13 protein-coding genes are annotated in these 14,312 nt (G+C 31.1%); 1 reads left to right on the top strand and 12 read right to left on the bottom strand.

All coding sequences use genetic code 11. The features are described from left to right. Positions 1-6 precede the first annotated feature (6 nt). Genes rfbD through FHS04_RS03250 form a run of 8 tightly spaced genes read right to left on the bottom strand, consistent with a single transcriptional unit; the run spans position 7 to position 8,431 of the window. Positions 7-864, bottom strand: coding sequence for a dTDP-4-dehydrorhamnose reductase (gene rfbD / locus FHS04_RS03285; RefSeq protein WP_106680765.1), 858 nt, complete (start codon positions 862-864; stop codon positions 7-9). After that, a complete protein-coding gene (gene rfbC / locus FHS04_RS03280; protein ID WP_106680768.1) occupies positions 861-1,406 on the bottom strand; it encodes a dTDP-4-dehydrorhamnose 3,5-epimerase in 546 nt (181 codons plus the stop codon). The genes rfbD and rfbC overlap by 4 nt, the downstream gene beginning before the upstream one ends. After that, positions 1,406-2,272, bottom strand: coding sequence for a glucose-1-phosphate thymidylyltransferase RfbA (gene rfbA / locus FHS04_RS03275; RefSeq protein ID WP_106680770.1), 867 nt, complete (start codon positions 2,270-2,272; stop codon positions 1,406-1,408). Before rfbA ends, rfbC begins: the two co-directional genes overlap by 1 nt. Next, positions 2,272-3,282, bottom strand: a complete 1,011-nt coding sequence (rfbB, locus tag FHS04_RS03270; protein ID WP_106680953.1) for a dTDP-glucose 4,6-dehydratase — start codon at positions 3,280-3,282, stop codon at positions 2,272-2,274. The genes rfbA and rfbB overlap by 1 nt, the downstream gene beginning before the upstream one ends. After that, entirely contained in the window at positions 3,278-4,336 is a 1,059-nt protein-coding gene (locus FHS04_RS03265; RefSeq protein ID WP_106680772.1) for a hypothetical protein, read from the bottom strand. Before FHS04_RS03265 ends, rfbB begins: the two co-directional genes overlap by 5 nt. A 5-nt stretch (positions 4,337-4,341) precedes the next feature. After that, a complete protein-coding gene (locus FHS04_RS03260; RefSeq protein ID WP_106680774.1) occupies positions 4,342-6,030 on the bottom strand; it encodes a DUF6909 family protein in 1,689 nt (562 codons plus the stop codon). Positions 6,031-6,059: 29 nt separating this feature from the next. Further along, positions 6,060-7,562, bottom strand: coding sequence for a GH3 auxin-responsive promoter family protein (locus FHS04_RS03255; protein ID WP_106680776.1), 1,503 nt, complete (start codon positions 7,560-7,562; stop codon positions 6,060-6,062). Further along, positions 7,562-8,431: a M23 family metallopeptidase gene (locus tag FHS04_RS03250; RefSeq protein WP_106680778.1), complete on the bottom strand. Its 870-nt coding sequence runs from the start codon at positions 8,429-8,431 to the stop codon at positions 7,562-7,564. Before FHS04_RS03250 ends, FHS04_RS03255 begins: the two co-directional genes overlap by 1 nt. A gap of 119 nt (positions 8,432-8,550) precedes the next feature. Between FHS04_RS03250 and FHS04_RS03245 the strand changes: the two genes are divergently transcribed. Continuing rightward, positions 8,551-8,730: a Sec-independent protein translocase subunit TatA/TatB gene (locus FHS04_RS03245; RefSeq protein ID WP_027879329.1), complete on the top strand. Its 180-nt coding sequence runs from the start codon at positions 8,551-8,553 to the stop codon at positions 8,728-8,730. Positions 8,731-8,799: 69 nt separating this feature from the next. Here FHS04_RS03245 and FHS04_RS03240 read toward each other — a convergent pair whose 3' ends face one another. The 4 genes from FHS04_RS03240 to FHS04_RS03225 are packed head-to-tail and all read right to left on the bottom strand — an operon-like array spanning position 8,800 to position 14,211. After that, complete coding sequence (locus tag FHS04_RS03240) at positions 8,800-9,777, bottom strand: DUF4837 family protein (RefSeq protein WP_106680780.1); 978 nt, start codon at positions 9,775-9,777, stop codon at positions 8,800-8,802. Positions 9,778-9,803: 26 nt separating this feature from the next. Next, complete coding sequence (locus tag FHS04_RS03235; RefSeq protein ID WP_106680782.1) at positions 9,804-11,393, bottom strand: lytic transglycosylase domain-containing protein; 1,590 nt, start codon at positions 11,391-11,393, stop codon at positions 9,804-9,806. A 37-nt stretch (positions 11,394-11,430) separates the two neighbouring features. Then, a complete protein-coding gene (locus FHS04_RS03230; protein ID WP_106680784.1) occupies positions 11,431-12,618 on the bottom strand; it encodes a phosphoglycerate kinase in 1,188 nt (395 codons plus the stop codon). 18 nt (positions 12,619-12,636) lie between these two features. Next, the gene (locus FHS04_RS03225) at positions 12,637-14,211 is read right to left on the bottom strand and encodes an SPOR domain-containing protein (RefSeq protein WP_106680786.1); all 1,575 of its coding nucleotides are present in this window, start codon (positions 14,209-14,211) and stop codon (positions 12,637-12,639) included. Between the last annotated feature and the right edge of the window lie 101 nt (positions 14,212-14,312).

Genomic DNA, 14,312 nt, shown 5'->3' with positions numbered 1-14,312 from the left:
TATTAATTATTTATTTATTTGTGTTAAACATGTTTCTAAACTTTTCTTCCATTGTATTGGTTCTAATTTTAGAAGAGAATGTATTTTACTAGTATTTAATACACTATGCTTTGGTCGTGTTGCAAGTGTTTTAAATGTTTTTGAGTCGGTTTTGTAAAGGTTAATATCTGCTTTTGATTGCTTAAAAATTTCTTTTGCAAAATCATACCAAGTGATTTGTCCTTGGTTTGAATAATGATATATCCCAAACTTTTTAGATTGACTGTCTATGATTTTTAAAATGACTTCAGCTAAATCTTTTGCATAGGTAGGGCAACCTGTTTGATCATCTACAACACTTAATTCTTTTTTTTCTTCTGATAACCTCAACATAGTTTTCACAAAATTACTCCCAAATTCTGAATATAACCAAGATGTACGAATAATAAAGTGTTCTGGTAGGTTAGATATTATTGCTAATTCTCCATCTCGTTTTGTTTTTCCGTATACAGATATTGGATTTGTCCTATCTTCTTCGGTATAAGGTAATTTTGCTGTTCCATCAAAAACAAAATCTGTTGAAATATGTATCAAAGTCACGCTATTTTTAAAACAAGCATGCGCTAAGTTTTTAGCTCCAATTTCATTAATTTGTTTGGCTTTTTCTTGCTCTTCTTCAGCTTTATCTACTGCTGTGTAAGCAGCACAGTTAATACAATAGTCAAAAGTATTATTTTTAAAATAAGCTTCTACTTCTATATTATTGGAAATATCTAAATCGTTGCTGCCTAAAAACACAAAATCTAACGTCTTAAAGTCGTTAGATATAGATTGCAAACATTGTCCTAATTGCCCTTTTCCTCCTGTTACTAATATTTTTGTCATTGAAAAAACTGCTTTAAGGTTGGTAAGTTTTTATCTTTTTCAGATACTAACAACTCATCTTCATTTAGCAACCAATCTATGCTTAAATCGGAATCATTATACATAATTCCAATTTCTGCATCTTTGTTATATAAATTATCACATTTATAGTTAAAAACTGCTGTTTCACTCAACACTACAAAACCGTGTAAAAATCCTCTAGGAACAAATAACTGCTTCTTATTTTCTGAAGATAATTTTACAGAAACGTGTTGCAAATACGTAGGTGAATCTTTTCTAAAATCTACAGCTACGTCTAGTACTTCGCCTTGTGTTACTCTTACTAATTTAGCTTGAGCAAACTCATCTTTTTGACCATGTAATCCTCTTAAAACTCCACGAGAAGAAAAAGACTCATTGTCTTGTACAAAATTTATATTTTGGTTTATGAGTTTATCAAACGTTTGTTTGTTGTAGCTTTCAAAAAAATAGCCTCTTGAATCACCAAAAACAGTTGGTTCTAGAATATAACAACCTTTCAGCTTAGTTTCTTTAGCAATCATTAGTCTTCTTTTACTAAGCTTATTAAATGTTTACCATAACCACTTTTTAAAAGTGGCGTAGCAAGGTCTATTAACTGTTGTTTAGTTATAAAACCACTTGTATAAGCAGCTTCTTCTATAGCTCCTATTTTTAATCCTTGACGTTCTTCTATAACTTGAACAAATTGAGAGGCTTGCATTAAAGATTTAAATGTACCTGTATCTAACCAAGCCGTACCTTTATCTAAAATACTTACTTGTAGCTTACCTTGCTCTAAATAAGCTTTGTTTACATCTGTAATTTCTAATTCGCCTCTATGACTTGGTTTTATATTTTTAGCAATATTTACTACTTCATTATCATAAAAATATATACCAGGAACTGCGTAATTTGATTTAGGTTTTTCGGGCTTTTCTTCAATAGAAAGTGCTTTGCCTTCTTTATCAAAATTAACTACGCCATAACGTTCTGGATCTGTAACGTGATAAGCATACACAATACCTCCATCAGGATTATTATTTGCTTTTAACAGGTCTGCAAGTCCTGTTCCGTAAAAAATATTATCTCCTAATATTAAGGCTACTTTATCTTCTCCTATAAATTCTTCTCCTATAATAAATGCTTCTGCTAAACCGTTTGGTGCGTCTTGTACTGCATATTGAAAAGTACAGCCTAAGCTTGATCCATCTCCTAAAAGCTGTTTAAAAAAAGGAACGTGTTCTGGTGTAGAAATTATTAGAATTTCATTGATACCAGCTTGCATTAATGTAGAAAGCGGATAATATATCATTGGCTTGTCATAAATAGGCATTAACTGCTTACTTAATACTTTTGTCAATGGGTGAAGTCTTGTTCCTGATCCGCCTGCTAAAATTATTCCTTTCATTAATCAGTATATTTTTTTAGGTACCAATCTATGGTTTTTTTTATGCCTGTTTCAAAGTTTTCGTCTGCTTTCCAGCCTAATTCGTTTTCAACTTTAGAAGCATCAATTGCATATCTAAAATCATGTCCTGGTCTATCTGTTACAAAAGTTATTTGATCTTTATATGATTTGTCTGCAGGCTTAATTTCATCTAAAATTGAACAGATAGTGTTTACAATGTACAGATTATTTCTTTCATTTCTACCTCCAATATTGTAAGTTTCTCCTGCTTTTCCTGTTTTAAAAACTAGGTCTATACCTTTACAGTGATCTAATACATATAACCAATCTCTAACGTTTGTTCCATCGCCATAAATAGGAATGTTTTCTCCTGAAATAGCTTTTCTTATAATTGTTGGTATAAGCTTCTCATCATGCTGTTTTGGTCCATAATTATTAGAACAATTTGTGGTAACAACATTCATTCCATACGTATGAAAATAGCTTCTAATTATAAAATCTGAAGATGCTTTTGATGCACTATACGGACTATTTGGTGCATAAGGCGTATTTTCTGTAAACAATCCTGTTTCTCCTAAGGTACCATAAACCTCATCTGTAGATATATGATGAAACCTGTTGTTTTCGCAACCGTCTTTGTGTTTAAATGGTGCTTCCATCCAATTGGATTTTGCTACATCTATTAAATTGAATGTCCCAGTAATATTTGTGTCTATAAAAGCGCTAGGACTGTTAATAGAATTGTCTACATGAGACTCTGCTGCAAAATGAATAACACCATCAAATTGATATTTATTAAATAAAGATTCTATTAAGTTTCGGTCACAAATATCTCCTTTAATAAAAGTATAATTTGGATTACTCTCTACTTCTTTTAAATTAGAAAGCTCTCCTGCATAGGTGAGCTTATCTAAATTAACAACATTTGTACCTGGATTGTTGCTAAGATAATGTAGAATAAAATTAGACCCTATAAATCCTGCGCCTCCTGTAACAAGTATTGTTTTAATCTTCATAATTTAAAGTAAATATTATAACTTTTTTAGCTATAAAGAAAATGATTAGCAGTATAAATGCTAAAACTGGGAATATAATAGAATATTTTTCTAACCAACTAGAAGACGTATTTCCTACTCTTTGAAAACTTGATATAACTTCAAAGATAACATCTTGCTCTATTTTTTCTTCTTCTAATTTTTTTATTTCGTTTCTTATCTTTTGTTCTTCTTTTAATAAGTCAAATTCTCTAGTTTTAGAGCTTTCATTTGAAGTAATTGAAAACTCGCCTAGTCTAACATTTTGTTTTTTGTTATCGGCTTCGGATCTAACAACATCAATATAAAATTGTTTTAAAGAATCTACTTGCTTTAATTGATCATAAAGATTTTGCTTCTGAATTTCAATTAAAGTGTCTCTTCTTTTCATCTCCTTACTAGTATAGTCATTGGTAAAAGAGTTTAAAATACCTCCTTCTAAATCTTTAAAAATATCAGACTTATATGCATTAGCTTTTATTAGAAAATATTTACCAGCATACACGCTCCTGTTTTCTAAAAACTCTTCATAAGAATACTCTTGAGCTCTAACAGAATCTAGCTTGCTAATAAACTCTTCATACTGCAATAACTTATCATTCTCTGTTTCTGGTCCTGGTTCTATCTCAAAACTTTTAACTTCGTTTATAACATCATCCCCAACTTTAAATATGTCTTTTAAGGTTTCTTTCTCGTTATTAGAAATTAATGCGTTAAAATAATTAATGTTAGTTACTAATTGATATTTTGAATTGAAATATGGCTCTACCAACATTTCTGTAGTATAAATTGTTGGTCTTGATTTTTCTAAAGCATAACCTACTATAGCTGCTATAAGCAAAACTCCTAAAACTATTTTCCAGCTTTTGAATAGTGTTTTTAAGGCATAAATAATTGAAGAGAAAATTGTTTTAAGAATGCCTTTAAAGAAATCTAAAACTTTGTTTATTGCATTTCCAATAAGATTAAAAAAAACAATTAAGTCTACTTCTTCGTTTTGTTTTTGATTATTTGGTAATTCTTTACTCATAGCTTTTAAGCAAATATTTGTTGTAATATCTTACGTGTTATTAAATATGTTGGTTTTACTCCAGAAGTACCTAAACCTCCTGATGCTAATGTACTTCCTGTTTCTAACGGATTATCACTTGCGTAATAAGCGTATCTTACTTTTACATCTGGATTAATACTTCGTCTTACTTTAGATGCTGCTTGTATAGCTTTTTGATAATGCGCACCTTCCATTTCTAATCCAATAACATTCCATGTTGAATTAAAAAAGAATTTAAGTATGTCTTTATTTTGAAGTGATGTCCCTAAAACAGTTATCATAGACCCTTCATAAACATCTACACCTTGACCTTCTAAATCTGCTTTAGATAATTCATTTGTGAAAGGATAGTTATCTGCTGTACCTTCAAAAATATGAGCAGAAGGTATCATAATATCTCCTTTTCCTCCTTCTAATATTCCTGCTTTACCCATAATTGATACAGATTCAATATTTAAAAATACTTTATCTCCTTCGTTAGTATATGGTTTTAAAAACTCGTCAATGGTTTCGTATGCTTGTTCACCAAACGCATAATCCATTACAAATAAAACTGGTGCTTCTTTGTCTTTAGATGGTTTAGGCAAATTTAAATCTGTTTTAGAAAGATCTATTTTAGATGTATCAAAAATCTGAACGTCTATGTTTGTTCCCGATTCATCTTCTATAAAAATCATTCCTTGCTGTAACGCCTTTTGCTTTACTTTATTGCGAAGCGATGTATTGTTACTTTGACTTAAACTTTCGTAAACTTTAAATATATCGTTTTTAGAAGTTTCTGATTTTAATGCGATTGGTGCAAAAAGTGTATTCATAACACTGTGTAAATTTGCACTAATTATATGGATTGGTCTTTCTAAAAGCTTATGCTTTTGAAGTGTTTCTTTAATTCTATTTGCCCAAATTTCTCCATGTAAATGGTGCCCTAATCGTTCTCTTAATACAGGACTAAAAGTAACTGTTCTTTTATTGTTATGAACAACTTCTTCTATTGCAAGATTACCTAGCCAATAGACTATTTCTAATAGACGTTCTGGCTTATTTGGTAAAGCAAAAGCGTTGTAAACTTTAGTAAGTTCTTTAAACGTTCTTCCTAGTATATTAGCAGTGTGTGTTATTGCTATTTCTCGTTCTTTTTGAGTAAGCTTTTTTGTCTTTAAAACTGCTTGTTCTAACTTTTGCCAATCTCTTGTTGTTGCTCCGTTTTCATCAATAAGAACACGCTTACTTATTTTATGAGACTCTACAAACAAAAAGGTTAGATGGGTTAAGATATCGTATATTTCTGATCTACCTCTTGTTATTTCAATATTCATTTGCTCATCATCAATACGATAACAGTTACGACGTCTTTTAGGAGGTATTATAACCTCAAAATGTGAATCTTTATAACCTTCGTCACTTGTTAAATTGATAAATCGGCATTGTTCTATCCCGTATGGTAAACGGTCTATAACATAAAGCAAGCCTTCTAATTCTGCTTTTTCTTCTGATATAGAACCATAAATTTCTGGTCGTAAAACCAATAATGCTTCTCTTAATGTTTCTCCAGAAACACCCATTGGCTTATAAAACCCACGATTAAACAAGTGTCGCATGGTAATATACATGCGTTCAATTGCATTTGAGCTTTCTTGAGCTCTAGTTCTTTCATGTGGTTTTTTTATACTCATTATCTAGTTTTGTTGAGGCAAATATAATATTATTTAACCAATAAGAATGCTTTTAGGGCTTCAGCTATCTTTCTATCATTAGACAGTCTTGGCATTTTATTTTGTCCACCTAATTTACCTATAGATTTCATGTAGTTTTGAAATCCATTTTTTTCAATTTTTGTGATTTTTAATGGTTGAAGTACTTTTCCTTCAATTAAATCAAAATAATAACTGTTTTGCTTTTGCAAGGAAGCATCTAATTTTTTCGCTAAAGCGGAAAGGTTTTCTGGTTCATTTTCAAATTCTATAAACCATTCGTGATACGGTAATCCTGAATCTGGATTGATTTGCGGTGCTACAGTAAATTCATTTATTCTAATTGAAGTATTTGTTGTTGCATCTTTCATTGCTTGCTCTACTTCTTTACCAATAACATGCTCTCCAAATGCAGATATGAAGTGTTTAATCCTTCCAGAAACAATAACTCTGTAAGGCTTTGTGTTTGTAAACTGAATGGTATCACCAATGTTATAAGCCCAAAGTCCTGCTGTTGTTGATATAATCATAACATAATTTACACCAACCTCAACATCCTTTAATGTGATTCGTTTAGGGTTTTCGTTGAAAAAATCTTCTGCTTTTACAAACTCATAAAACATACCTGAGTCTAGTTGTAAAAGCATTCCTTTTTCATCTTGCTTGTCTTGAAAAGCAAAAAAACCTTCGCTTGCAGGATACAGTTCTATACTATCTACTTTTCTTCCTATTAGATTTTCAAATTTAGCGCGATACGGTTCGTAATTAACACCACCAAAAATGAATAAATTGAAATTTTTAAAGATATCTCCTACCTTTTTTCCTGTTTTTTGCTGCAGTTTTTCAAAATACATTTGTACCCATGACGGAATACCTGATATTACTGTCATGTTTTCTGGCAATGTTTCTTCTACAATAGCGTCTACTTTGGTTTCCCAGTCTTCAATACAGTTAGTTTCCCAAGATGGCATACGATTTTTTTGAAGGTATTTTGGAACATAATGTGCTACAATACCCGATAATCTTCCTAATTGTACTCCGTTTTTTTCTTGAAGCACTGGACTACCTTGTAAGAAAATCATTTTTCCGTTAACAAAATCTGCATTACCTGTTTCGTGTATGTACATTAAAATAGCGTTTCTAGCTGCATTTACATGTGTTGGCATACTATCTTTGGTAAGCGGAATGTATTTTGCGCCAGATGTTGTACCAGATGTTTTTGCAAAGTATAGAGGCTTACCTTTCCAAAGTACATTTTCTTCACCATTAACAACACGGTCTACATATGGTTTTAAATCTTCGTAATCTCTTATTGGTACACGTTTTACAAAGTCTTCGTAAGTATTGATACTTATAAAATCGTGGTCTTTACCAAATGCGGTTTCTGTAGCTTCTGAGATAAGGTTTTTAAAAACTTTTTCTTGAGTTTCAATGGGATTATTTGCCCATTTTTGAACTTTCTTGTAGATGCGTTTTGCAAATGGTTTTGCTAATATGGATTTAAATGAAGGCATTACTTAAAATCTATAAAATTAGTTGGGTTTACTGGGTAACCATCGCTCCAAAGTTCAAAATGAAGATGTGGTCCTGTGGTTAATTCGCCAGTATTTCCGGCTGTAGCAATAACTTCTCCTGCTTTAACTAAATCTCCTTGAGATTTGGTCAATGATGCATTGTGTTTGTATACAGAAATTAATCCTGAGCTATGTTCTATTAAAATTACATAACCTGTTTGCGCTGTCCATTCTGCAAAAATAACCGTTCCGTCTGCGGTTGCTTTTATGGGCGTGTTTTCTTCTACAACAATATCTACAGCATAATGTTTACTTTTTACATCATAAGGCTCACTAATGGTACCATTTACCGGTGGGAAAAGTACAAAGTTTGTTTTTGCTGTAGCAGTTTCGAATAAGCTATATTTATCTTCTTTATCTACTTTTTCTCTTAACAAAGAGTCTTCTTTTATTGGTGATAAATCTACCTCACTAACCTCTTGCTTTACTGCTTGGATTATTGAATCTTTATCAAAGTCGGCTACACTAACTTCTCCTTGTAAAACTTGCTTTATTGACGCAAAATATTTTTCGTTAAAATCTATAACGCGTTGTAAGGAATCTGTCTTATAACTTAACGCTATAGCTTTCTTTTTTAAAGATGTTGAAGAATAACCAGGTATGTATTCTTTTAAAGGCGTAAATGCAATTAATAGTGTTGTAAATGCAATTAAAAATATGGCCGATAATGTACCTATTACAAATACATTTAATCGGTTTAAGTTTAAAGATAAACGCTCTTCAAAAGTATCTTCATTTAAAATAACTAAACGGTACTTGTGTAGTAGTTTCTTCTTTATTTTTTTTGATTTTTTTTCGCTTTTTGCCATAGTAAAAAACAAAAGTAATTAAAATATTATGTTAAGCACTTTAAGCAAATGCTAAAGTTAGTGTTTAAACGTTATTATTTAAGTTTAATTATTAACTTTGTAGCCTAAATTAAAAAGTTATGATTTCTAATAGTATATTTTTAGGTGTAGTAGGACCTTGGCAAATTGCCATAATTGTTATTTTGGTTTTACTTTTATTTGGAGGTAAAAAAATACCAGAATTAATGCGTGGTCTAGGAAGTGGAATTAAAGAGTTTAAAGACGCAAGTAAAGAAGATAATAAAGAGGAAAATAAATAATTTTTCTCATTCTTATAAAAAAAACCCAATGCAAATGCGTTGGGTTTTTTTATGCTTTATGCCTAACTGTTATTTAACTTTAAGCGACTTTATAATTGCTTCAAGCTCTAAAACAAAGTCTCTTTTATTTACGGATGGAGCAAAGGTAAACCCTTCTGCAACTATGTACCTATTGTTTGGTTTATCCTCTATCATATAATTTACAAAAGGACCAGCATTAAAAGTACCTTCTATATCCCAAGTACTTCTTACCTCGTAAGTTGGTTTATTGTCAATTGTTGTATTGAATAAAAATGGCGAGTAAGCCTCTTCTGTCTTCATATAACTACCGTCTAAAGGTCCTGGTATATACTTTTTACCCAAACTATCTCTGTGTTTTATAACTTGCTCTATAATATCTCCTTCTTTATTGATAGAGTCATAAGGAATGGTATATAGCATAACGTTGTTTGTTCCTGTGCTTAGGTTTTTTCTTATCCAGAAAAAGTTATCGTCCTTTTTAGCAAATCTGTAAATAGAAGGAAAACTAATTGTAATGCCTAGTTCTTTCTCTACTTGATCTGTGTTTAATACAGATTTTTTTATTTGATCTTGGCGCCATTTAACTTCTTGCGCTTTAAAAGCACTAATTATTTTATCCTTATTGGTTTTTAAAATTTCGATAATTTGATCGTTGTTTTGTCCTGTTACAAATACTACTTTCTGTGGTTTAGCATAGACATTATTTGCTATTTTTAAACCCGCTTCTTTTCCTTTGCTAACTCTTAAAACTGTTCTGTTTTTTGTAGCAAAATCTTTAAAAACTTGAGGTGGAATTTGATTTACATCAAACATAGGCTCGTTTTGTGGTAAGCCAGGTACATTTGTAGTTACTACATCTCTTACTGCATCTCCTACACTACCTTTCCATAAATCACTATCAATAACGACAGAAAGGTTATTTAAAACTCCTGATGAGTCTTGTACGTATCTTTGTTCTTTTTTATTCTTATCATTACACGCAATAGTAAGTGTAGCTGCTAAGACCAATAAAATTATTTTTTTCATTTTATAACGATGTTTTAATTTGAAGTTTAGCCTTTAGACAGTTTTAATGTCATACCAGGCTTTAAATTAGTACCACTAATACTATTCCATTCTTTAATATTTTCAACAGAAATTCCTGAAAATTTTTGAGAAATACTCCACAAGCTGTCTCCTTTTTGAACGGTATAGGTTTTTCCTTTATAGTTTTTTAGATTTGAACTATTTGAATTTGAAGCTGTTGATTGCCTTATTGCTGCACCATTACGTGGGTAAATAGTTAAGCGTTGACCAATTCTTAAATTATTACTTCTTAAACCATTCCAACGTTTTATTTGACTAACTCTTACTCCAAATTTTCGTGCAATTTTTCCTAAATAATCACCTTGTTTAACACGGTATCTAGTTTTTGTATCTGTATTAAAAAATTGAGGTAACGGTTTTTCGCGTTTATCAAATTCTGCTTTAGCATAAGCATACATTTGGTCTTCGTTATTTACAAAAGCGCCAATAATATTTCTTGGTAATCTTAAAGTGTAATTTTTTCCTTCGATGTGAGGAATAATATCTAGTTTGTACGATGGATTTAAAAACTGAAGCGTTTCTATCTTAACACCTGTAAACTCTGATACTTGATCCAAAGTAATCATTTGCTTAACGCGAATCGTGTCTGTATCTATATAATTAAATTCTGGTTTATGCTGAATGAAACCATGCTCTTCTGCATATTCAAAAATATACATAGTGGCTAGAAATGCTGGAACGTATCCTGCTGTTTCACGTGGAAGATGTGGACGGATATTCCAATAGTTTTGATAACCTCCAGAACGTCTAATGGCTTTACTTACATTACCTGGTCCAGAATTATATGCTGCTAGCGCCAAGTCCCAATCGCCAAATAATTCGTAAAGTTTTGCTAAGTATTTTGCAGCAGATTCTGTAGATTTTATTGGGTCACTACGTTCGTCTACATAACTGCTTACGTCCAAACCGTATTGTTTACCTGTTGCAAACATAAACTGCCATAATCCTGTAGCACCAACACGAGATCTAGCTCGTGGTTTTAAAGCAGACTCTACAATTGCTAGATATTTCATCTCTAGAGGAATATCGTAGTTGTCAAATTCGCGTTCAAACATTGGGAAGTAGTAATTACTTAATCCCATTAAACGCTCAAAAGATTGATGTCTGTTCTTTAAGAACATTTTTATCACACTTTCTAACGCAGGATTATATTCTACATTAAAAGGTGTTTTTGCATTTAATCTTTTAAGCCTTGCTTTTAGTGTGTCTGTGGTTAATTCTGGATAGTAAACTGCTTTATAGTTAAGCCCTTTAACATCTCTGTAAATGGTATCAAAAAGTGTTGTACTATATAACTCTTCTAACCATTTTTTATCAATTTCTGCAGCGTATTCATCATCTAAAAGTGCTTCCGGAATTTCTGTAGAAATTGCTTTAATTGACTTTTTATAATACGTCTGACCATCAATAATTGTATCTATCTCATAACTTTCTCCAGAAATTAATTGGTCTTGTTTTAGCCTAGTTGAATTGGTTTGCAAGGAATCTTGCGCCAATAACCAGCTACAACAAAGTGATAAAATTAAAACTATTAAAAATGATTTTTTTAAAGACATATAAAGCGTTTATTGCTTAACGTTAATTATTTATATTTTATTCTAAGATAGCAGCGATACCTGGTAAAGTTTTTCCTTCTAAACTTTCTAACATTGCGCCACCGCCAGTACTTACGTAGCTTACTTTATCTTCAAAACCAAATTGTTTTACTGCAGCAACAGAATCGCCACCACCAACAAGTGAAAATGCACCGTTTTTAGTTGCTTCTGCAATAAAATTACCTAATTCTACAGTACCATTAGCAAAGTTTTCCATTTCAAAAACACCTAAAGGACCGTTCCATAAAATGGTTTTAGATTCTAAAACAACATCCTTAAATTGCTCTAAAGATTTTGGTCCAGCGTCTAAACCTTGCCAGCCATCTGGTATATTATTTATATCACAGATTTGAGTATTTGCATTATTATCAAACTTATCTGCTGCTTTAACATCTACAGGTAAATGTATTTGTACATTTTTCTCTTTTGCTTGTTTTAATATATCTAATGCTAAGGGTATTTTATCGTCTTCGCAAATAGAATCTCCTACTTTACCTCCATTAGCTTTGGCGAATGTAAAAGACATACCGCCACCAATAATTAAATGGTCTACTTTATCTAAAATGTTTTCTATAATTGTAATTTTAGAAGACACTTTTGCACCACCAAGTACTGCTAAAACTGGTTTTTCGCCAGTTTTCATGACTTTTTCTATACTTTTAATTTCTTGTTCTAAAAGGTATCCGAAGCATTTGTTTTCTGTAAAAAATTGTGCAACTACAGTTGTAGATGCGTGTGCACGATGCGCAGTACCAAAAGCATCATTTACATAAATGTCACCTAATTTTGATAATTGTTCTGCAAAACCTTTATCGCCTTTAGTTTCTTCTTCATGAAAACGTAAATTTTCTAAAATTAAGATTTTTCCAGGTTCTAGATTTGCTACTGCTTGCTCTACATCTTCTCCAACACAATTGTTTACAAACTGAGTTTCTACACCAATAATATCTTCTACTTTAGATACAATATGCTTAAGAGAAAATTCTTCTTGCACACCTTTAGGACGACCTAAATGAGACATTAAAACACAACTACCACCATCTTCAAGTATTTTGATTATTGTTGGTTTAGCTGCTTGTATACGAGTGGCATCTGTAACCTTAAAATTAGCATCTAAAGGCACATTAAAATCTACTCTGATTAAAGCTTTTTTGTTTTTAAAATTGAAATCGTTAAGCGTTTTCATTAGTTTTTAATTTTGTTGTTAATCGAGATTGGCTTTAAAAATCCAAGCATCTCTATATCTATAATTTGTTCTTAATTCTTCCATAAGCTTAAAAGCTTCTTCTGCGGTATCGCTTCTAAGTACGTAAACGTAGTTCCAATTATTTTTTGGGTTTACAAATACGTCTGCATCAAATCCTTTTTTTATTAATGATGCTGTCCATTTTCCTGCTCTTTGTGCTTCTGAAAACACATTAGTAATTACATAATAACCTCCTTCTATACCTATAACAGATGTAGATTTTTTTCGTTTTAAATATCTAAAAGCATTAGAGTTTAACCCTTTTTTGTAATATACGTAAGGTGCTCTTTTTGTATCTTTAGGATCTTTACTTGCTATAGTAGAAGCGTTAGATCTTACTACTTCTGGTTCTACTTCGGCTTTTTTGCTTACTGGCGTTGTTTCTTGTACTACATCTTCAAAAAATGTTTGTGCAATCTCGGTTTGAAATGCGGTAAAGTATAAGTAAAAACGATCTGATTTTGTTTTTAATCTCATCGTTGTTTCACTTATATCATTACTAATTATTGTGTTATTATAATTAGGGATTTTTAATTGAGCAATATCAAAACCTAAAGTGTTTTCGCTATTAGGGTATCGGTCTCTATTGACCATAGAGTTGTTGGTTATTGTGCTATTAAAAAAGTTTTGCTGGTATCTTGCACCATTACTTAAGGATTGAAATTGATTGCTATTTGCTTTTAAAATGGCACACTCGTCTAAATCTAAATTATTATCTCCTTCTAAAGCAGATACAACTAAAGAAGTGTTTACTTTACCTTGATTAATAGATTTAAAATTTTTAAAGTTTATATCTACTGGTCTACTATTTATTAATGCAAAACCATTGTAAGTTGAAATGTACTTTGGATTATCTGTAGGTGATTGATAAATAACATACAACATCCAACCTGCTGCACTACCACCAGACAAATAACCTTCTGTTGCTTTAACATTTGCAACAGTGTAGTTACCTGCTTTATCTTCTGTGTTTTGAAGTAATTTTGTAACATCTGCATAACAAACATATGGCGAGTTTATTGCATGCGTTACATTAGTTGATCCGTCATAAATAATATCTCCTGTAATGTCTTGATAATCTTGATTTGGAAGCTTAATTTTTATTTGATTTATTACTGGTGATCGCTCTCCATTACCTCTAAAGATATAATTATCCTTTTTAGCTTTTCTTGTGCCTTTTTCGTACGCGTAAGTTGCTGTCCAATATAAACCTGCATAAACAATTTTTTTAAAATCATCAGGTAATGTTAATTTTGCTTGACTAGAAGAAAACGTTTCTGGGTTATCATCAATATCAACATATTTCATTTTAATATTGTCGTTGTCTTCTTGTCTATTGTTGTATGGTTTTTTACTGTCTTCACTTAAAAGATTATTACCAATAACAGCAGCATCTCCAAAGATATAAAACTCGTTAACCGGCTTAAAAGAAACACCATCAGAAAGCGTGCTATCTATAGCTACTTTTACTTCTTGAGCTACTGATATATTTATACTTAAAAAAGCAATAAAAAATACAGATAGATATTTCATTTAATTTTAATGATTAAGTAATTTTCAAATATAGACATTTAGAGTGATACAAAACAGTGTAATTATTAAAATCAAGCGGTAAGATATTCGCTTTTATTTTA

It is taken from the genome of Mesoflavibacter zeaxanthinifaciens subsp. sabulilitoris, from assembly GCF_014191595.1.
In the GTDB taxonomy this organism is placed as follows: Bacteria; Bacteroidota; Bacteroidia; order Flavobacteriales; family Flavobacteriaceae; genus Mesoflavibacter; species Mesoflavibacter zeaxanthinifaciens.
Note: the sequence above shows the minus strand (reverse complement) of the source record. Positions and strands in the feature narration are given on the sequence as shown.

What these genes read in the sequence shown, in the direction of transcription:
- FHS04_RS03245 (WP_027879329.1), top strand. Translation starts at nt 8,551, where the DNA reads ATGATTTCTAATAGTATATTTTTAGGTGTAGTAGGACCTTGGCAAATT.
- FHS04_RS03235 (WP_106680782.1), bottom strand. Translation starts at nt 11,393, where the DNA reads ATGTCTTTAAAAAAATCATTTTTAATAGTTTTAATTTTATCACTTTGT.
- FHS04_RS03260 (WP_106680774.1), bottom strand. Translation starts at nt 6,030, where the DNA reads ATGAGTATAAAAAAACCACATGAAAGAACTAGAGCTCAAGAAAGCTCA.
- rfbD (WP_106680765.1), bottom strand. Translation starts at nt 864, where the DNA reads ATGACAAAAATATTAGTAACAGGAGGAAAAGGGCAATTAGGACAATGT.
- FHS04_RS03240 (WP_106680780.1), bottom strand. Translation starts at nt 9,777, where the DNA reads ATGAAAAAAATAATTTTATTGGTCTTAGCAGCTACACTTACTATTGCG.
- rfbA (WP_106680770.1), bottom strand. Translation starts at nt 2,272, where the DNA reads ATGAAAGGAATAATTTTAGCAGGCGGATCAGGAACAAGACTTCACCCA.
- FHS04_RS03250 (WP_106680778.1), bottom strand. Translation starts at nt 8,431, where the DNA reads ATGGCAAAAAGCGAAAAAAAATCAAAAAAAATAAAGAAGAAACTACTA.
- FHS04_RS03225 (WP_106680786.1), bottom strand. Translation starts at nt 14,211, where the DNA reads ATGAAATATCTATCTGTATTTTTTATTGCTTTTTTAAGTATAAATATA.
- FHS04_RS03265 (WP_106680772.1), bottom strand. Translation starts at nt 4,336, where the DNA reads ATGAGTAAAGAATTACCAAATAATCAAAAACAAAACGAAGAAGTAGAC.
- rfbC (WP_106680768.1), bottom strand. Translation starts at nt 1,406, where the DNA reads ATGATTGCTAAAGAAACTAAGCTGAAAGGTTGTTATATTCTAGAACCA.
- FHS04_RS03255 (WP_106680776.1), bottom strand. Translation starts at nt 7,562, where the DNA reads ATGCCTTCATTTAAATCCATATTAGCAAAACCATTTGCAAAACGCATC.
- FHS04_RS03230 (WP_106680784.1), bottom strand. Translation starts at nt 12,618, where the DNA reads ATGAAAACGCTTAACGATTTCAATTTTAAAAACAAAAAAGCTTTAATC.